This is a genomic window from Micromonospora purpureochromogenes (genome assembly GCF_900091515.1).
GTDB classification, from domain to species: domain Bacteria; phylum Actinomycetota; class Actinomycetes; order Mycobacteriales; family Micromonosporaceae; genus Micromonospora; species Micromonospora purpureochromogenes.
In genome coordinates this window covers 3,687,236-3,704,926 of the sequence record NZ_LT607410.1, presented here as the reverse complement: position 1 = coordinate 3,704,926, position 17,691 = coordinate 3,687,236, and the positions used below count along the sequence as shown (strand labels likewise).

At 73.5% G+C, this 17,691-nt stretch carries 15 protein-coding genes; 4 read left to right on the top strand and 11 right to left on the bottom strand.

Features of this window, described 5'->3' with window-relative positions; all coding sequences use genetic code 11:
• Positions 1 to 7: 7 nt before the first annotated feature.
• Positions 8 to 775: an IclR family transcriptional regulator gene (locus tag GA0074696_RS17045; RefSeq protein ID WP_088962018.1), complete on the top strand. Its 768-nt coding sequence runs from the start codon at positions 8 to 10 to the stop codon at positions 773 to 775.
• 40 nt (positions 776 to 815) lie between these two features.
• Positions 816 to 2,339, top strand: a complete 1,524-nt coding sequence (glpK, locus tag GA0074696_RS17040) for a glycerol kinase GlpK (protein WP_088962017.1) — start codon at positions 816 to 818, stop codon at positions 2,337 to 2,339.
• A 58-nt stretch (positions 2,340 to 2,397) separates the two neighbouring features.
• On the opposite strand, the gene GA0074696_RS17035 is transcribed toward glpK, so the two are convergent.
• The gene (locus GA0074696_RS17035; RefSeq protein WP_157745994.1) at positions 2,398 to 3,726 is read right to left on the bottom strand and encodes an RICIN domain-containing protein; all 1,329 of its coding nucleotides are present in this window, start codon (positions 3,724 to 3,726) and stop codon (positions 2,398 to 2,400) included.
• 309 nt (positions 3,727 to 4,035) lie between these two features.
• On the opposite strand from GA0074696_RS17035, the gene GA0074696_RS17030 reads away from it, so the two are divergent.
• Positions 4,036 to 4,683 (top strand): hypothetical protein, encoded by a 648-nt coding sequence (locus tag GA0074696_RS17030; protein ID WP_088962015.1) that lies wholly within the window; start codon positions 4,036 to 4,038, stop codon positions 4,681 to 4,683.
• Positions 4,684 to 4,927: 244 nt separating this feature from the next.
• Here GA0074696_RS17030 and GA0074696_RS17025 read toward each other — a convergent pair whose 3' ends face one another.
• The gene (locus tag GA0074696_RS17025; protein WP_157745992.1) at positions 4,928 to 5,986 is read right to left on the bottom strand and encodes a right-handed parallel beta-helix repeat-containing protein; all 1,059 of its coding nucleotides are present in this window, start codon (positions 5,984 to 5,986) and stop codon (positions 4,928 to 4,930) included.
• 256 nt (positions 5,987 to 6,242) lie between these two features.
• Complete coding sequence (locus GA0074696_RS17020) at positions 6,243 to 6,479, bottom strand: preprotein translocase YidC (protein WP_088962013.1); 237 nt, start codon at positions 6,477 to 6,479, stop codon at positions 6,243 to 6,245.
• A gap of 455 nt (positions 6,480 to 6,934) precedes the next feature.
• Here GA0074696_RS17020 and GA0074696_RS17015 point away from each other — a divergent pair, with 455 nt between their 5' ends.
• Positions 6,935 to 9,085 carry an amylo-alpha-1,6-glucosidase gene (locus GA0074696_RS17015; protein ID WP_088962012.1) on the top strand — a complete coding sequence of 717 codons (2,151 nt, stop codon included), beginning with the start codon at positions 6,935 to 6,937 and terminating at the stop codon, positions 9,083 to 9,085.
• An 82-nt stretch (positions 9,086 to 9,167) separates the two neighbouring features.
• Here the strand turns inward: GA0074696_RS17015 and GA0074696_RS17010 are convergent, their stop codons facing one another.
• From GA0074696_RS17010 to GA0074696_RS16975, 8 genes are read right to left on the bottom strand one after another with little or no spacing between them, the layout of a single operon-like run.
• Positions 9,168 to 9,695, bottom strand: coding sequence for a hypothetical protein (locus tag GA0074696_RS17010; protein ID WP_088962011.1), 528 nt, complete (start codon positions 9,693 to 9,695; stop codon positions 9,168 to 9,170).
• A gap of 14 nt (positions 9,696 to 9,709) precedes the next feature.
• Positions 9,710 to 10,510 (bottom strand): hypothetical protein, encoded by an 801-nt coding sequence (locus tag GA0074696_RS17005; RefSeq protein WP_088962010.1) that lies wholly within the window; start codon positions 10,508 to 10,510, stop codon positions 9,710 to 9,712.
• The gene (locus GA0074696_RS17000) at positions 10,507 to 11,742 is read right to left on the bottom strand and encodes an MCE family protein (protein WP_088962009.1); all 1,236 of its coding nucleotides are present in this window, start codon (positions 11,740 to 11,742) and stop codon (positions 10,507 to 10,509) included. The genes GA0074696_RS17005 and GA0074696_RS17000 overlap by 4 nt, the downstream gene beginning before the upstream one ends.
• A complete protein-coding gene (locus tag GA0074696_RS16995) occupies positions 11,739 to 13,151 on the bottom strand; it encodes an MCE family protein (RefSeq protein WP_088962008.1) in 1,413 nt (470 codons plus the stop codon). Before GA0074696_RS16995 ends, GA0074696_RS17000 begins: the two co-directional genes overlap by 4 nt.
• Positions 13,148 to 14,395, bottom strand: coding sequence for an MCE family protein (locus GA0074696_RS16990; RefSeq protein WP_088962007.1), 1,248 nt, complete (start codon positions 14,393 to 14,395; stop codon positions 13,148 to 13,150). Before GA0074696_RS16990 ends, GA0074696_RS16995 begins: the two co-directional genes overlap by 4 nt.
• Positions 14,395 to 15,378 (bottom strand): MCE family protein, encoded by a 984-nt coding sequence (locus tag GA0074696_RS16985; RefSeq protein WP_088962006.1) that lies wholly within the window; start codon positions 15,376 to 15,378, stop codon positions 14,395 to 14,397. The genes GA0074696_RS16990 and GA0074696_RS16985 overlap by 1 nt, the downstream gene beginning before the upstream one ends.
• Positions 15,375 to 16,409 carry an MCE family protein gene (locus GA0074696_RS16980; protein WP_088962005.1) on the bottom strand — a complete coding sequence of 345 codons (1,035 nt, stop codon included), beginning with the start codon at positions 16,407 to 16,409 and terminating at the stop codon, positions 15,375 to 15,377. The genes GA0074696_RS16985 and GA0074696_RS16980 overlap by 4 nt, the downstream gene beginning before the upstream one ends.
• Entirely contained in the window at positions 16,406 to 17,689 is a 1,284-nt protein-coding gene (locus tag GA0074696_RS16975; RefSeq protein ID WP_088962004.1) for an MCE family protein, read from the bottom strand. Before GA0074696_RS16975 ends, GA0074696_RS16980 begins: the two co-directional genes overlap by 4 nt.
• Positions 17,690 to 17,691: the final 2 nt, after the last annotated feature.

Genomic DNA, 17,691 nt, shown 5'->3' with positions numbered 1-17,691 from the left:
CCGCCCCATGCCGGGTCAGGTGCAGTCCATCGCGCGGGCCGCGGCGATCCTCCGCCTGCTCGCCAGCAGCTCCGGCCGGCTCGGCATCGGGGAGATCGCCCGGTCCCTCGACCTGCCCAAAGGCACCGCGCACGGCATCGTCCGCACCCTGCAGGACGTCGGCTTCGTGGAGCAGGACAAGACCTCCGGCAAGTACCAGCTCGGGGCGGCACTGCTGCACCTGGGCACCAGCTACCTCGACGTCAACGAACTGCGCTCACGCTCGATCAACTGGGCCGACCCGCTGGCTGCGCGCAGCGGCGAGGCCGTCCGCATCGGCACCCTGCTGGACGGCAAGGTGCTGGTGGTCCACCACGTCTTCCGACCCGACGACACCCTCCAGACCCTCGACGTCGGGTCCCTGCTGCCCCCGCACGCCACCGCGCTCGGCAAGGTCCTGCTCGCCTACGACGTCGGCGCCGCCAACACCGTCGTGCAGGGCGAACCCGAGCCGTACACCCGGCGCACCGTGGTCACCGCCCGGGCCCTCAGCCAGGCCCTGACCAAGATCCGGGACAACGGCTGGGGCGCCGAGATCGAGGAGATGACCCTCGGCGAGGCCGGTATCGCCGCACCCATCCGCGGCTACGGCGGCCTCGTCGTGGGCGCGATCGGGCTCTCCGGCCCGGTCGACCGCGTCTGCGACGGGCAGGGCCATCCCCGCCCGGCGCTCGTCGCGTACGTCCGCGACGCCGCCCGCGCGGTGTCCCGGGATCTCGGCGCCGCCCGCTGGTGATCCGTCCACCTGCTCCCCGCCAGGCCAGAGAGGACGAGGAATGACTGACAGCTACGTCGTCTCCATCGACCAGGGCACCACCTCGACCCGCTGCATCGTGTTCGACCGCCGGGGCAACCTCGTCTCGGTGGCGCAGCGGGAGCACCAGCAGCACTTCCCCCGGCCCGGCTGGGTGGAACACGACGCGCTGGAGATCTGGCGCAACGTCGGCAAGGTGGTACCGAGGGCCCTCGCCGAGGCCGGCATCGTCGCCGGCCAGGTCGCCGCGATCGGCATCGCCAACCAGCGGGAGAGCACGGTGGTGTGGGACCGGCGCACCGGCGTCCCGGTAGCGCCGGCGATCATCTGGCAGGACACCCGTACCGACGCGCTGGTGGAGACGCTGGCCCAGGCGCCCGGCGCCGAGGACGTCCGGCAGCGCTGCGGGCTGCCGCTGACCACGTACTTCTCCGGCCCGAAGCTGCGCTGGCTGCTCGACCACACGCCCGGACTGTACGAGCGCGCCGAACGCGGCGAGGTGCTCTTCGGGACGATGGAGAGCTGGTTGATCTGGAACCTCACCGGCGGCCCCGACGGCGGTCTGCACCTGACCGACGTGACCAACGCCAGCCGGACCATGCTGATGGACCTGCGCACGCTCGCCTGGCACCCGGACCTGCTGGCCTTCTTCGACATCCCGGCCGCCATGCTGCCCGAGATCCGCTCCTCGTCCGAGGTGTACGGCACCGCGACCGCCGTCCTGCCCGGCGTGCGGATCGCGGCGGCGCTCGGCGACCAGCAGGCCGCCCTGTTCGGCCAGACCTGTTTCGCGCCGGGCGACGCCAAGTGCACCTACGGCACGGGCAGCTTCCTGCTGCTCAACACCGGCACGGAGCCGGTGCACTCCAGCCACGGGCTGCTCACCACCGTCGGCTACCAGATCGGCGGTCAGCCGGCGGTCTACGCCCTCGAAGGCTCCATCGCGATCACCGGCTCCCTGGTGCAGTGGTTCCGCGACCGGCTGGAGCTGATCAGTACCGCGCCGGAGATCGAGACCCTCGCCCGCACCGTGGACGACAACGGGGGCTGCTACATCGTGCCGGCCTTCTCCGGGCTGTTCGCGCCGCACTGGCGCAGCGAGGCGCGCGGGCTCATCGTCGGGCTCACGTCGTACATCACCAAGGGGCACCTGGCCCGCGCGGTGCTGGAGGCCACCGGCTGGCAGACCCGCGAGGTGGTCGACGCGATGAACGCCGACTCCGGCCTGGCGCTGACGGCGCTGCGGGTGGACGGCGGGATGACCGCCAACAACCTGCTGATGCAGTTCGTCGCCGACGTGCTCGCGGTGCCGGTGGTGCGCCCGATGGTCGCCGAGACGGTCTCCCTCGGCGCCGCGTACGCCGCCGGACTGGCGGTCGGCTACTGGCCCGACCTGGAGGGACTGCGCAGCAACTGGCACCTCGCCTCCCGGTGGGTGCCCCAGATGGACGACGCCGTCCGGGCCGAGGAGCGGGAAAACTGGCAGCGCGCGGTCGAGCGCACCTTCGACTGGATCAGGCCCGGGGCCCGAGCCGGCAACGGATGACTCGTCACGGCGCAGATCTGCACCCGGGGCCCGATCGCCGGGCTGCGTGCCTCGTTGCTCACCAGTACGTGTTGAGCTCCCGGATCAGGTCCCAGGTCGCTCCACCCTCGGGCTTCTGGTAGAAGTCCACCGCGACGTAGTTGGGCTTGCGCCGCGCCGATGGGCCACAGATGTGCCGCACCCGGTCCGACAGCTTCGCGCCGTTGTCGGCGGTGGCCGCCCACTCGGTCGGGATGTTGCGGTAGTGGTTCATCACGTGCAACCGCCGGAATCCCGGTTCCTCCTTCGGCAGCGGGACCTCGTCCCACCGGCTGTAGCAGTCCAGCGCGCCGCCACCCTCCAGGGACCAGTAGTTCTCGGCGGTCCAGTCCCGGTCATACATCACACCGAAGCCGGCCCGCCCCGGGCGCTGGGAGAAGATGAGCAGTCGGCGGTTGCTCGACACCAGGTCGGACAGGCGCGGCCAGCCGTGGTCGCGGACGCCGGACCGGTCCGGATGAAGGAGCAGGCCCGGCAGGCCGGGCACCCGCTCGACGGCTGAGCGCAGCTCGTCCACGCTGGTGTAGTCCTCGAGGAAGACGGTGACCACCGCGTCCCGGTTGCCGTCGAGGAAGCCCACCACATCCCGCAGTCCGTCGCTCAGCGTCCGCTCGTTGCCCCAGCACGTCCCGTGGCACATCCGCACGTCGCCGCGGTAGGCGTGCACGTCCAGTTGCAGCCCACGGATGCCGTGGTTGAGCTGGTCGCGCAGCCGGTACGACTGGTTCGGGAAGCGCCCCCAGAACCCCTCGTCGGTGTTGGCCATCGCGTTGTGCGCCACGAGGAAGCTCAGCTGGTCCAGGCGGGGGTCGGCGGGCATCGCGCGGGGCGGCACCGCCAGGTCGGTGAGGTACCACTGCGCGCCGGCCTCACCATTGGCGCTCACCACCAGTTCCCGCCCGTTCGTCGGCGTCTCGTTCCACACGTGCAGGTGCAGATCTCCGGCCGGGTTCGTGATCCGGTAGCGCTCGCCGCCCAGCGCCTGGAAGGCCCAGTCGGTCAGCCCGTCGGCGCAGTGGCGCAGGACGACCCGAGCCAGGTCGCCGTCGTGCTCCCGGCCGAGGCAGAACGCCGGGTCGGTGACGGCTTCGATCTGGTGATGGCTGCCGGCCCGGCGCAGGCGCCAATGCTGGGCACCGGAGCCGTTGTACGTCCACTCCTGGATCTTCCGGCCGTCCCGCATCTCGCCGCCGTCGACGTCGACCATGCGCCCGTTCGGCACGCTCTGGATCGTCAACGGCCCGGCGATGTGCGGGGCGTCCGACGCCGCCGAGGCCACCCCGGGCACCCCGTTCAGCCCGACGGCGCCGACGACTCCCACCAGCAGACCAGCCAGTGCCCTGCGCATGCGTCCTCCACCCGGCCAGCCACCGCACCCCTGGCACCGGTGGGCGGCGTGAGACATCGAGGCATCGGAGCATATCCATGTAGAAGGTCACCCGAAAGATGGAGCTCGGATGTCGGCTCCGGCCGATCGCCTCGCTGTGCCCGGAACCGCCAGGCGGGATCAAGAGCCGACGGCGGGACCCTGCCCCGCGGCACCCCGGTCCACGTGGGCACCGTGAGGTGGCCCACCTCTGTCCTTAGAGGACTTTTGTGGCCACATTTGATGGCTACCGTTCACCCGTCCGGTCCTGGGACACGGAGGGAACAACACATGCGGAAGCCGACGGCCCTGGTGGCCATCGTCCTGGCAGGAATCGCGGTCGCCGTGACCGGCACTCCGGCGGCGGCCGCACCCGGGCGCCCCGCGGGCAGGGTCTGTACCGACGTCCGCCTCGGCGCGGCGCTGCCGGCCCCTCCGGACGGACTGATCACGCAGCAGTCGATCACCGTGGACGAGAACTGCGTCGTGCGGTCCGGCGCGGTCCGGTTCCTTCCCGTGCCGTCGTCGCGGGGGAGGAACGGCGACCGTCGGCTGCGGGTGTGGTCGGAGATGTACGACTGCTGCGGCATCCTGATGAACGCCCTCTACGCCAGGCACGATTGGCGCACGGCCGACGGCCGGATCAGCCAGGTGGACACCGGGGTGGACACCGACTGGAACCGCGAGCCGTGGGGTGGTGGCTGGCACCTGGCGCAGTCGTCGCAGGCCGACGGCTGCGATCGGCCGTGCTCCATGGCACGCCTGGAGCAGCACGCCGAGTTCGGTTACCGGGGTGTCTTCGACGTGACCGGCACGTGGTACCACAACAACCACGACCTGGGCGTGACGCTGACCGGTGACGGCACCGCCGCGTGCGAACTGCGCGTCACGGCCCGGCACTGGTTCGTCGGGTGGACCTGGATCCGCGGCTGCGGCTGACCCCTGCCCCGCCCCGCTCCCCTCCCGGACGTGCGGCTCGACCGAATCGAGCACCGGAAACGCTCGTGGCTTCACCCGATGGTCCAGGGTGCCCTCGGGCAGAACTGTCGCCGTAGGCCGGTCGGTTGGATCCGGACCGGCAGGTCAGGCAGCGAGGCCCCGCTCCGGGTCGCTTCACCACCGACCGCGGGCGGGGCCTTTCGTCGGTGCCGCTGCGGTGACCCGCGCGGCGCCGCCCGGTGGGCTACCGGGTGGTCGCGCAGCTGCCGTCGGAGTCCGTGTTGCCGCCGAGGTCGACAATGCGCGCCCGGACGGCCCGGCAGTTGCCGGGACCACTCCGGCTGGTGTTTCCGCTGATCACGGAACCCTTCAGCTCCACCGCGCCGGGTCCGGACCGGTCCTCGGTGCTCCCCGGCAGGTAGGCCAGGGTGATGTTGATACCACCCCCGCCGTCCTCGGCGTAGTTCTCGGCCACCTCGGAGTCGACCACGGTGACGGTACGTACGCCACGGACGTCAATGCCACCGCCCAGCCCGGCCAGTTCCCCCGGACGGGTCGGATCGTGCGGATTGCTGACCCTGTTGCGGGTGATCGTCGACCGCTCGACCAGACCGACCGAGTCGAACCGCAGCCCGCCGGCCTCACCCGCCTCGTTGTCGTCGACCAGGCTGTCGCGCAGGGTGAACGACGTGAACGGGATGCTCTGGACCGCGCCGCCGAAGCGGGCGCTGTTACCGGTGAGCCGGACCCGCTCCATCGTGAGGTCGGAGGCGTTCAGCGCGGCGCCCCCGCCGTAGTAGTGGTAAACCGAGGCGACCGGGGCCGACACGCCGCCGGTGATGGTGACGTCCGAGATGGTGGCCGGTCGCAGGACGGTGAAGACCCGGTCGAGCCGACCGCCGTCGATCACCGTACGGTCCCGGCCGGCGCCCACGATGGTCGTCGGCTTGAAGATTTTCAGGTTGCCGTGCGCGGTGTCGGCGAGGGTGTAGTCGGTGAGGGCGCGGCCGGCCAGCGGCGGGATGCGCAGGGTGTACCGCCCGGCGGGGACCACGATGGTCGAGTTCGACTGTGCGTTGGCCTCCATCACCGCAGCGCGCAGCGTGCAGGCGCCGTCGGCGGTGCGGCACCGCCCGTCCCCGGGCGCCCGATCGGGAGCGTCGGAGGTGCTGTCCACTTCGAACGTTCCCGGCGGCGGGGTTACCGCACTGCCCCGAGCGGGGGCACCGGGGACGGCGACGACGGTCAACGACAGGGTCAGCGCGCCCGCGGCCAACCGCGGCGCATTCATCAGGTTCTTCATGTGCACATAGCTACCGCCGGGTAAGCCCGCTAAACGAGCGAAGACGCCCAAAGGGTGTGAAGCATCCCATCCGGCTGGTTAACCACCGGTTCATCACCGTCCCCTAGTGCGGTGCCCACTGACGTTCACCGGGTGTCCGGTGGCTGTTGTGGATCCTCGCCGGGTGGGCGAGCGACGCGTTGACCTCCACGACACACGCGCACACGTCACCGGCGCAGCGCATCAGTCGGAGCACCGCTGTCAACCGGTGGACGGGTCAGCGGGTGGCGTCCGGGTGCCCGGGCATGCTGGAGCCGCCGGCGCTGCCGCCGGACGAGCCACCGGCGACGCCCGATCCGTCGTCCTCGGTGACCAGGTCGGGGCGTACGTCGGTGTCGTCCGGGGCCGGGACCTCGGTGTCCGCTTCCACCTGGACGAGGCGGGCCTGGCCGGCCTCGTCCTCGGCGTGCTCCGGATCGACCGGCTGCTTTCCTTGCCGCACGTGGTACCCCACGGCCGTCTCCCGTCGGTGGCGGATCTGTCCGGCGACGGCTTCCCGCCGCCGTCGGGCCGAAACCTCACCCGCCCGGCCGCTGCCCGGTCGAGGTGCGGCAGCGGTGCCGCTGCTGCTGGTGCCGCTCGCCGCCGCCCAGTGGCGCCGCCCCCGGTGACCCGGCCGCCACCCCCCAACCCACCACAGGCCCGCCCCGCCGAGCGCCGGGCGCGCCCGGGTGCGCTTTCAGAGAAAGAGTGGCCTTGGAAGCCGGAATAGCCACTCTTTCTCCGAAAAGGGCCCTGGGAAGCGGCGGGTGTACGGGCGGTGGGAGCGGGTAGCCAGGCCCGCGCGACTCCGGCTGGCCGGGGTCGCGACCGCGGATCAGGGGGGTAGGTGGGACCGATGGCGCTGGCGCAGGCGTTGCCTGGTCGCCGCGTCCGATCCGGCCCGCGCCATCTGCTGCCGCGCGGCCGATGAGCCGGGTCCGGAACCTGCGCGTCCGCCCCGACCTGCTGTACGTGGCGAGCGGGTGGAGCACGCTGGTCACCGACGTGCGCGGCCGGATCACCGGCGCCGAGCCGCAGGGCTTCTTCGCGCGCAACACCCGGGTGCTCAGCGCCGAGCGGCTCACGGTGGACGGCCGGGAACCGGTCGCGTTCAGCACCGCGAACGTGCGGGGTCACGCGCAGCTGTCCTACGCCGAACTCGGCGACGGCGAGGCGCTGCCCTCGCAGGCGGTGTACCTGCTGACGGAACGCTTCGTCGGCGACGGGCTGCGCACCCGGCTGACCGTGGTCAGCTACGCCGCCCGGCCGCTCACCCTGCCGGTGCGGATCCACCTCGCCGCCGACTTCGCGGACACCAGCGAGGCCGAGGCGGGACGTCGCCGGCAGTTCGGCGACGTCGACCGGGCGTGGGACCCGGCGGAGCGAGAACTGCGCCTGACCTACCTGCGCGACGACCTGGACCGGGCGGTGGCGATCCGGGTACGCGCCGACGCCCCCGTCCGGTACGTCGACGGCGCGCTCGCCGTCGAGGTCACGGTGCCGCCGGGTGGCAGCAGCCGGGTGGAGCTGGCCGTCGAGCCGGTCTTCGACGGCGAGCGCCTGGTCGCGCCGCCGCCGACGTTCACCGGCCCCACCGACGCCGCCACGGCCGCCGGCGCCCGCCTCGCCCGCGAGTTCGCCCGGCTGAGCAGCAGCAACTTCGACGTCACGGCGGCCTGGCGGTGCGCGGTCGACGACCTGACCGTGCTGCCGCTCGGTGAACCGGCCGGGCCGACCGCGCCGATGGCCGGACTGCCGATCTACCAGGAGATCTTTGGCCGGGACACGATGACCGCGTCGTGGCAGGCGCTGCTGGCCGGGCCGACGATGCTGGCGGACAGCCTGCGGCTCAACGCCCAGCACGTCGGGCAGCGCGTCGACGACCGGCGCGACGAGGAGCCGGGCAAACCGCTGCACGAGGCGCGCCTCGGCCCGGTGTCGGTGCTCGGGCTCGACCCGTTCACCCACTACCACGGCGACTGGTCCACGGCGCCGGACTTCCTGGTCTTCCTCGGGCAGTACCTGGCCTGGACGGGAGACCTGGACACGGTGCGGGAACTCCTGCCGACGGCGCACCGCGCCCTGGGCTGGATCGACCGGTACGGCGACCTGGACCGGGACGGCTTCCTGGAGTACCACTGCCGCGCCCGGTCCGGCCTGAAGAACCAGGGGTGGAAGGACTCGGACACCGCCGTCGTCGACGAGCACGGGCAGGTGGTGTTGAACCCGATCGCGAGCAGCGAACTCCAGGCGTACTGGTACGCCGCGCTGCGGCACGCCGCCGTGGTGTTCGCCGCGACGGGCCGGCCCGCCCTCGGCGCGAAGCTGGTGGCCCGGGCCCGCGCGTTGCGCCGCCGCTTCCACCGGGCCTACTGGATGCCCGATCAGGGCTGCTACGCGATGGCGCTCGGCCCGGACGGGCGGCAGGTGCGGTCGGTCAACTCCAACGACGGGCACCTGCTGACCACCGGCATCGTCCCGACCCGGGTCGCCGGCCTGGTCGCCCGCCGGCTGCTGGCGCCCGACATGTTCAGCGGCTGGGGGGTGCGGACCCTGTCGGCGGCGCATCCGGCGTACAACCCGTTCAGCTACCACCGGGGCAGCGTGTGGCCGGTGGAGGCGGGCACCATCGGTCTCGGCCTGGCCCGGTACGGCTGCTGGGAGGAGCTGCACCGGCTGGCCGAGGGGATGTTCGCGGCGGCGGCGCTCTTCGACGAGCACCGCCTGCCCGAGGTGCTCAGCGGCCTGCCCCGCGACGACGCCCATCCCCATCCCGGCGTCTATCCCGACTCCTGCTCGCCCCAGGCGTGGTCCGCCAGTTCGGTGGTCGCGCTGGTCCAGGCGCTGCTGGCGCTGCGCCCGGCCGCACCGCTGCGGACGATCTTCGTGGACCCGCACCTGCCGGAGTGGCTGCCGGACCTGACGCTGGAGGGCGTGCAGGTGGGGCGGGCCACCGTCGACCTCACGGTGCGCCGCCGGCGCGGCGGGCGCACGTCGATCCGGGTACGGGGCGATCGGCTGGCGGTGGTCCGCCGCCCGACGGTGCAGGCGACGGCCGCCCGCCACCACCGCTGTTGACCGCCCGGTCCGCCGTCCCCGCCGGCGCGGGTCGCGACCACGCCCGGGTGAGCCCGGGCCGCCGGCACGAGGAGACGCCGGCTCAGATGGCCGTGGCCCGGGCGACCTTCCACTCGCCGTCGACCGGGACCAGGGTGAGCACCACGCGGTTCTGGTCGACCTTCTCCCCGGCCGTGTTCACGTTGCGCCGGTACTGGTTGAGGTACACCAGCAACTCGACCCGCTCGGCGGTCGCGGTCACCACGCCCGTCGAGGACACCTCGGCCGCCACGACCGCCTGCTGCGCGGTGGCGGTCTGCTTCAACGCCGCGGTGGTCTCCGCGTACTCCTGGGCGAACGGGCCGGTGGCGAAGGTGCGCCCGTTGGCCACGCTGTCGTCGAAGGACCGGTAGTCGTAGGAGAAGATCGCCTTGGCGGCGCCGGGCGCGGTGGCCAGCGCCTGCCGTACGGCGGTGTCCCGCCGCTCGGCGCGGTGGTCGCCCCACCAGGCGAGGCCGGTGACCGCGGCCGCCAGCGCGATCGCGACGCCCAGTGCCGGGACGAGCCGGAGCCGGGCGGGGCGCCACCGGCGGGCGCGCAGCCGCCGCGAAAATTCGACCAGGGTACGCACGGTTGCTCCCTCTCTCATCCGACGAACTGCAGGCGGGACACCAGCCACCGGCCGGAATCCTGGTCGCGCACCAGGTCCAGCTGGATGCGGTAGTGCGACAGCCGGCCCTGCGGGGCCTTGACGTTCTTGACGGTGGCGTCGACGGCCACCAGCACCACCGCGCGGCGGCGGTCCCCGGAGACGAGGCCGGCCCGCAGGACCGACCCGCGCGAGTCGACCCTGTTCTCCACCACCGCGGTACGCACCTGCGACTGGCCCCGGACGAACTCCTCCTTGAAGTCCCCGGTGGCCCCGGCCGTGATCCGTTGGGTGTCCCGGTCGACGCTGGTCGCGCTGACCGAGACGAAGTTGACGCTGGCCTGCTTCGCGGCGGCGAGGGCTTCCTGCCGGGCCTGGTCCGTCGCCTGGTGGACGTACCACCGGTGACCGGTGGTGCCGGCGGCGGCGAGCGTCGCGGCGAGCACGGCCACGAGCAGGCCGACCAGCAGCCGGCGTCCCGCCGGCGCGTCCCCGGCAGCCTTCGCGGCACCGGCGTCCCCGGCTCCCTGCGGCGGGCCGTCCACGCTCGCCGGGTCGTCCCCGGCGGCCGGGTCCTCGAACTCCGCCGGGTCGTCGACCTCGGCCGGGTCCTCAACCGGCTCCCGGTCGAGGCGTTCCAGCAGGTCCTCGATCGGCGCCACCGAGGCGGGCAGCTGCCGCGGGACGACCCGGCGCCGCGACGCCCGACCCGGCACCCCGGGCTTCGCCCCCTTGATCACTTTCAGCGTGTGGTCCCTCCGGGCCTGCATCGCCACCTCCTTCTTCGCGCCGGTCACGGGGTCACCCCGGCGAGCAGCAACTGCTTCCACGACTGGTCCCCGGCCATCCGGGACTGCCCGCCGGTCCCGCCGAACTGCAACGGTCGCCCGTCGGAGCCGAGCACCAGGCCGGTCGCCGGGTCGTACCCTCCCGGCTCGGCCGGTCCGGGCGCCGCGGGCGCCGGTTCCCGACCCCCGGGTCGGGGTGCGCTGGCGGCGCCGCGCACGCTGGCGCCGGCCGCCCGCTCCGCCGCGCTGCACCTCGTGCCGCCGCCCCGGTACACGCAGGACTTCGGGTCGTCGAGGTTGACGACCAGGCCGAGGTGGGCGGTGCCGTCGCCCGGGGTGACGGTGAAGCCGCCGGCGACGGCGATCGGGTAGACCACCAGCAGGTGCTCGATGCCGGGCAGCCGTCGGGCCGCGATGCCGTTGACGGTCACCAGGTTGCCGAGCAGGGTGCCGACCGCCGGTTCCAGACCGCGCAGCAGCGCGACCAGTTCTTCCCCGGCGGGCGGTCCGGCGGCCAGCAGCCGGCGCAGGTCCGGGTCGGCGGCGCGGACGGTGGCCGCCAACCGGGCCAGGCCGGCCGCCCAGCGGCGCAGCGCCTCGGCCGACTCCGCCTGGGTGGTGAGCACGGTCCGCCCGTCCTCGATCAGCGTGAGCGTCTCCGGCAGCCGGGCGCACGCCTCGGCGAGCAGCAGGTCCCCGGCGTCGAGGATCCGGGCCAGCGCCTGCTCGTTGCCCTCGAAGGCGGTGCCGAGCTCGGTGATCAGCACGGTGAGGTCGGCCGGGTCGAGGGAGCGGACCAGGGCGTCGAGGTTGGTCAGCAGCGTCTCCGGGGCGAGCGGGACACCCGTCCGGTTCGCCGGGATCACCGAGCCACCGGCGAGGTACGGCCCGGTGTCGCGCTCCGGGCGCAGGTCGACGTACTGCTCGCCGACGGCGGAGCGCTGGGCCACCACGGCCCGCAGGTCGCCGGGCACCCGGACGTCGCGGCGCAGCCGCAGGTCGGCGCGGACCCCGTCGCCGCGCAGGGCGACCGCGGTGACCCGGCCGATCGGCACCCCACGGTAGGTGACCGGGGCGTTCGGGAAGATGCCACCGGCGCGGGCAAGGTCCAGGTGGACCAGGTAGCTGCCGCCGAACAGCCGGTCACCCAGCCCGACGTACTTGATCCCCACGTAGCCGACACCGAGGACGCTCACCAGCACGAAGGCCAGGACCTGCAACTTCGCGGTACGTCCGATCATGGCCGCAGTCCCCCTCCGAGCAGGTCCGGCAGATCGCCGAGCTGTCCGGTCACCGCGCCGGTCACCGGCAGCACGCACGGCGCCGACAGGACGGTGCCGGCGGGCAGTTCGGTGCCGGCGGGGAAGGCCGTTCCCGGTGGCACCAGCCCCTTGGGCAGGACCAGTCCGCCGAGGGGCACCGTCGAGCCGGGCTCGAGCAGCACGCAGCCCTCGGGCAGCAGGCAGTCCTTCGGCGGTGTCCAGGTCGGCGGGAAGTCCTTCGGGTCGGGCAGGCACCGGGTGAGGGGCAGCTCGGGCAGCGGTCCCGTCCCGTCGCCGGGTCGCGGGACGGTGGTCGAGCCGCCGGCGCTGGGCCGCCCCGACGGGCGGGGCGCCGTCGGCGACCCGGCCCCCCGGGCCGGTGCCGGCGCGGCCGCGACCAGGTTCGCCAGGATCGAGGCCGCGTCCAGGTCCGCGGTGACGGAGAGGTTGACGAAGTCGCCGACGATCGCGCCGGTGACGTTCGGCGGGAACGGGTACGACAGCATGAAGTCCAGCGACTTCGGCAGGTCGTCGCCGGCGCGGACCAGCTGCTCCAGGATCGGTTGCAGCGCCCGGACGTCGGCCAGGGTGTCGTCGCGGCTGCGGTTGACCACCCGGGTGCCGACCTCACCGAGTTCGCCGAGGGCGGTCAGCGCCTCGGTCAGCTGGGCCCGCTGGCGGGCCAGCACGGTGATGCCGGGAGCGAGCGAATCCACCGCCTCGCCGAGCGTCTGCTTCTGGCGGGCGAGCCGGCCGCTGAGCCGGTCGAGGGCGTCGAGGGCGCGCACCAGGTCGGCCTTCTGCTTGTCCAGCCCGCCGATGAAGGTGTCGAGCTGACCCAGCGCGTCCCGGACGGCGGGTTCCCGCCCGTCGAGCGCGGCGCCGAGCTCCTGGTTGATGGTCCGCAGCTGCGCCAGTCCGCCACCGTTGAGCAGCAGCCCGAGGGCGGCGAGGACCTCCTCCACCTCGGCGCCGCGGGCGGTGCGGGACAGCGGGATGACGTCGCCGTCGACGAGTCGGGCGCCGGCCGGGGCGGTGGGTGGCGCCGCGAGGGTCACGTACTTCTCACCCAGCAGGCTGCTCTGCCGCACGGCGGCGGTGGCGTTGGCGGGCAGGCGCACGTCGGCGTCGACGCGCAGGGTGACCCGGGCGGTCCAGCCGGCGAGGGAGATCTTCTCGACGCTGCCGACGGTCACGTCGTCGACCTTGACGGCGGCCTGCGGCACCAGGTCCAGCACGTCGCTGAACTCGGCGGTGACGGCGTACCCCGCGCCCCTCGGCGCGCCGCCGGGCAGCGGCAGGTCGGCGAGGTCGGGCAGGCCGCACCCGGCCGGGAGGAGCGCCACCAGGACCGCCCCGGCCAGCGCGCGCAGCGTCCGGGCGGTCACGACAGGCCCCGCAGGATGCCGCCCAGGGTCGGGTCACTGGTGATGGTGGAGCCGCCCGGCGCCTGGTCGGGGATCGGCGCACCGGGGGAGCTGACGGGAGGTCCCGGTGAGGACCCGCCGATCTCCGGGGCGCCGGGCGGCAGCTTGAGCAGCTTGCGCAGCTGGTCGGTCATGGGCAGCCCGCGGGAGTGCAGGGTCTGCGCCAGGGCGAGGCACTTCGCGGGCACCTGGGGCGCGGGGAGCTGGTCGACCATCAGCGAGCAGGCGAAGCCCGCCGGGTCGTACGGGCCCAGCACGTTGTCGCGGGTGTCCAGGGTGCCGGAACGGGGGTTGTAGGCGAGGTTGAGGTTGCTCAGGGCGAGCGGGGCGACGTCGAGGATGTCGATGACCGCCTGCTGCTGGCGGACCAGCACCCCGGTGATCTCCGTCAGCGCGGTGACGTTCGAGGCCAACGCGCTCCGGTTCTGCTTCACGAACGCGGTGACGTCGTCCAGCGCGGTGGCGAGGTTGCGCAGCGCGGCGACCAGTTCGTCGCGGTCGCCGGCGAGCTGTTCGGCGACGTCGGCCAGCTGCCGGTTGAAGGCGCGCACCTGCTGGTCGCTGCGGGCCAGGGCGGTGGTGAAGCGTTGCAGGTTGGCCACCGAGCCGAACAGGTCCTGCCGGCCGTCGGCGAGGGTGGTCAGCGCCCGGGAGAGGCCGTCGAGCGTGTCTTTCAGCTGCTGGCCGTTGCCCTCCAGGTTGGCGCGGCCGGTGGCGACCAGGTCGGACAGCGCCCCGTCGCGGTTGGCGCCGGTCGGGCCGAGGGTGCGGTTGAAGTCGTCGAGCGCCTGGTAGATGTCGTCGATCTCCATCGGCGCGGCGGTCCGCTCCAGCGGGATCTCCGCGCCGTCGGTGAGCGCGGCGCCGCCGGCGTAGGCGGGAGTGAGCTGCACGTACCGGTCGCTGACCACGCTGGGCGGGACGATGAGCGCCTGCGCGTCGGCGGGTACGGAGATCTCCGGGTCGTAGCGCATGGTGACCTTGACCGCGCGGCCCTGCGGGGTCACCGCGACCACCTCGCCGACCCGTACGCCCAGCACCCGCACGTCCGATCCCGGGTACACCCCGACGGCTCCGGTGAACCAGGCGACCACCTGCCGTGGGGGTGTGCCGTCACGGAGGACGACCACGCCGGCGGCGACGGCGACCAGCAGGGCGGTGGCGACCGCGAGGGGGCGTCGCCAGCGTCGGATCAGGCCGGGCATCAGCGACCTCCCGTCGTCGGCACGTACGGCTGGAGCAGCCCGGAGACGTACGAGTCGAACCAGCGGCCGTTGCCGACCACGTTGGCGAACGCGGTGACGAACGGGCCCATCCGCTGGATGGTGCGTTCGAGGTCGTCCCGGTTGCGCTGCAGGATCGCGACCACCTCGCGCAGCTTCCGCAGCGCCGGGGCCAGCCGGGCGCGGTTGTCGGTGACCAGTCCGGAGAGCTGGGTGGCGAGGTCGTCGGTGCCGACGAGCAGCTTGTGGATGGCGTCGCGGCGCTTGCTCACCTCGCCCAGCAGCGCCTCGCCGTCGGCGACCAGCTTGCGGAACTCCTCGTCCCGGGTGGCCAGCACGGCGGTGACGTCGCGGGCCCGGGTGAGCAGCGCCCGCAGCTCGGCGTCGCGGTCGGCGACGGTACGGGAGAGCCGGGAGAGGCCGACCAGGGAGGCGTTGACGCTGCCGGGGGTCTCGGCGAAGGTCTGCGACAGGGTGGTGAACGCGGCGGCGAGCTGGTCGGTGTCGACCTTGTCCAGGGTGTCGGCGAGCCCGGTGACCGCCTGCACCACGTCGAACGGCGCGGCGGTGCGGGCCAGCGGGATCTGGCCGCCCTCGCGCAGCCGGCCCGGCCCGGCCGGGGACAGCGCCAGGTACTTCTGGCCGAGCACCGTCTTGATCCGGATGGTGGCGCCGGTGTCGGTGCCGAGGCGGACGCTGTCGTCGTCCACCCGGAACCGGACCCGGACGTAGGGCGCCGCGTCGCGGGCCAGTTCCACCGCGGTCACCTTGCCCACCCGCACGCCGGCCACCCGCACCTCGCTGCCGGTGGCCAGGCCGCTGGCGTCGTGGAAGGCGGCCTGGTACGCCCGTCCGGTCAGCGCGGCCAGTCGGTCGAGCTGGAAGGCGCCCAGCAGCGCGGCGACGACCAGGGTCAGCCCGACGGCGCCGACGACGACGGGGTTGCGTTCGCGGAACGGGGTCACTGGCTGCCTCCCGTGGCACAGCGGGCGGCCGGGGCGCTGAAGGTGGGCAGGTCGAGGGGCGCCCGGCCGGTCACCGCCACGTTGCCGTCGAAGTCGCAGAGGTAGAAGTTGAACCACGAGCCGGAGGACGCGACCCGGGTCAACTTCTCGTACCGCTCGGGCAGCCGCCCGAGGGTGCCGTCGATGACGGCGGCGTTGCGGTCGAGGTTGCCGGCGAGGTCGTCCAGGCCGCGGACGTCCGCGGCCAGCGGTGGCCGGACCTCCTCGATCAGCGAGGCCGTGGCGGTGGTGAGTTCGCCGAGGCTGACCAGCGACTCGCCGATGGCCTTGCGGTCGCCGGAGAGGCCGGAGACGAACTGCTGCAACTGGCTGATGCTCTGGTCGAGGTTGCGGTCGCGTTCGGCGAGCGTGGCCAGGACGCTGTTGAGGTTGGTGATCACCCGTCCGATGACGGCGTCCCGGTCGGCGAGGGTGTTGGTCAGCGACGCGGTGCGTTGCAGCAGGCTGCTCACCGTGCCGCCCTCGCCCTGCAGCACCTGGATGATCTCGTAGGCGAGCTTGTTGACGTCCTGGGGGTTCAGCGCGGTGAACAGCGGCCGGAAGCCGTTGAACAGCACGGTGAGGTCCAGCGCCGGCGTGGTCTGGCCGAGCGGGATGAGCCCGTCGGCGCGCAGTAGCCGCCCCTCCCCCGGCCCCTCGCTGAGCGCCACGTACCGCTGGCCGACCAGGTTGCGGTAGCGGATCTTGGCGCGGACGCTGGTGGCCACCGGCACGTCGGGGGTGACGGTGAAGGCCACCTCGGCGACGGTGTCGTCGACGACCCTGATGGTCCTGACCCGGCCGACCTTCACGCCGGCCACGCGGACGTCGTCGCCGGGGAGCAGCCCGGTGACGTCGGTGAACCGGGCGCGGTAGGTGACGCCGCCGGGTGGGAAGGCGCCGAGGGTCTGCGCGAGCAGGGCGGTCAGCGTCAGGGTCACCGCGGCGAAGACCAGCAGCTTCAGCAGGGGCGCGATCGTGCGGCCGCTCATCGGGCGTTCACCACCCCGCCGCGCAGCAGCGGTCCCCAGAGCAGGACCGCGATGTCGGGGACCTCCGCCGGCGGGGTGCCGGTGACGGCACCGACGAGCGGCTTGACCAGCGCGCGCTCCTCGGCGGTGGCGGCCCGGCCCATGGCCGGCGAGCCGATCCCGGGCAGGGCCCCGGGCATGCCGACGGTGAGGGGGGTACGCGGGCGGGCGCCTCGGTGGTCGTACCCGTCGTTGACGGCCACCTCGGGTGCCGGCTGCGCCGGTCGGGGCAGACCGTGGCACGCGGGGCCGTTCTGCGCGCCGTAGACCGGCTCGTCGCGTCCCCGCTCGAACTTGCCGCCGTCGCGGGTGACCTCCAGGGTGATGTGCATCCGCCCGCCGGCGAAGACCTCCTCGACGCGGGGTTGCAGGGCGACCAGTCCGCGCATCAGGCAGGGGTACTCGGGGGCGTAGGTGGCGAGCAGCTCCAGCACCGGTCGGCTCACCTCGCCGAGCGCGATGAGCTGGTCGCCGTGCCGGTCGAGGAAGCCCCGGGTGACCTCGGCGGTCGCGGTGGTCTCGGCGAGGAACGCCGCCAGTTGGTCGCGCTGGTCGACGACGGTGCGGGCGGTGACGGTCACGTCGCGCAGCAGGGCGAGCAGGTCGGGCAGCGCGACGTCGTAGCTGTCCAGCACGACGGCCAGCTTCCGGACGTCCTCCGCGATGGTCGGCATGGCCGGGTTGAGTTGCCGCAGGTAGGCGTCGAGCCGGGTGATGTTCGCGCCGAGCTGCTCGCCGCGCCCCTCCAGCGCGGTCGAGATGGCACCCAGCGTCACGGCGAGCTGCTCCGGCCGCACCGCCTGCAGCAGCGGCAGCGCCTGGTCCAGGACCCGTTCCAGCTCCACTGCCGTACGGCTGCGGTCCTGCTGGATGACGGCGCCGTCGCGGATCGGCGGCGCGGTCCCGCCGGTGGGCGGGACGAGTTCGACGTACCGCTCGCCGAAGAGGGTCTTCGGCAGCAGCCGCGCGCTGACGTCGGCGGGGATCAGCGGCGTGGTACGCGGGTCCAGCGCGAGCCGGATGGCCGCGCCGGCGCCGGTGCTGCCGACCGAGCGCACCTCGCCGACGACGACTCCGCGTACCTTGACGTCGGCGCCCTCGTTGAGCTGGAGCCCGGCCCGGTCGGCCCGCAGCGTGACCCAGGCGACCGGGGTGAACGCCTTGCGGTACTGCAGCACGGAGCCGGTCAGCGCCGCGGTCAGCACGGCGACGAAGACGATGCCGAGAATGCGATGTCTCATGC

Coding starts and splice junctions, on each gene's coding strand:
- GA0074696_RS17045 (WP_088962018.1), top strand. CDS start 8: ATGCCGGGTCAGGTGCAGTCCATCGCGCGGGCCGCGGCGATCCTCCGC.
- glpK (WP_088962017.1), top strand. CDS start 816: ATGACTGACAGCTACGTCGTCTCCATCGACCAGGGCACCACCTCGACC.
- GA0074696_RS17035 (WP_157745994.1), bottom strand. CDS start 3,726: ATGCGCAGGGCACTGGCTGGTCTGCTGGTGGGAGTCGTCGGCGCCGTC.
- GA0074696_RS17030 (WP_088962015.1), top strand. CDS start 4,036: ATGCGGAAGCCGACGGCCCTGGTGGCCATCGTCCTGGCAGGAATCGCG.
- GA0074696_RS17025 (WP_157745992.1), bottom strand. CDS start 5,986: ATGAAGAACCTGATGAATGCGCCGCGGTTGGCCGCGGGCGCGCTGACC.
- GA0074696_RS17015 (WP_088962012.1), top strand. CDS start 6,935: ATGAGCCGGGTCCGGAACCTGCGCGTCCGCCCCGACCTGCTGTACGTG.
- GA0074696_RS17000 (WP_088962009.1), bottom strand. CDS start 11,742: ATGATCGGACGTACCGCGAAGTTGCAGGTCCTGGCCTTCGTGCTGGTG.
- GA0074696_RS16990 (WP_088962007.1), bottom strand. CDS start 14,395: ATGCCCGGCCTGATCCGACGCTGGCGACGCCCCCTCGCGGTCGCCACC.
- GA0074696_RS16980 (WP_088962005.1), bottom strand. CDS start 16,409: ATGAGCGGCCGCACGATCGCGCCCCTGCTGAAGCTGCTGGTCTTCGCC.
- GA0074696_RS16975 (WP_088962004.1), bottom strand. CDS start 17,689: ATGAGACATCGCATTCTCGGCATCGTCTTCGTCGCCGTGCTGACCGCG.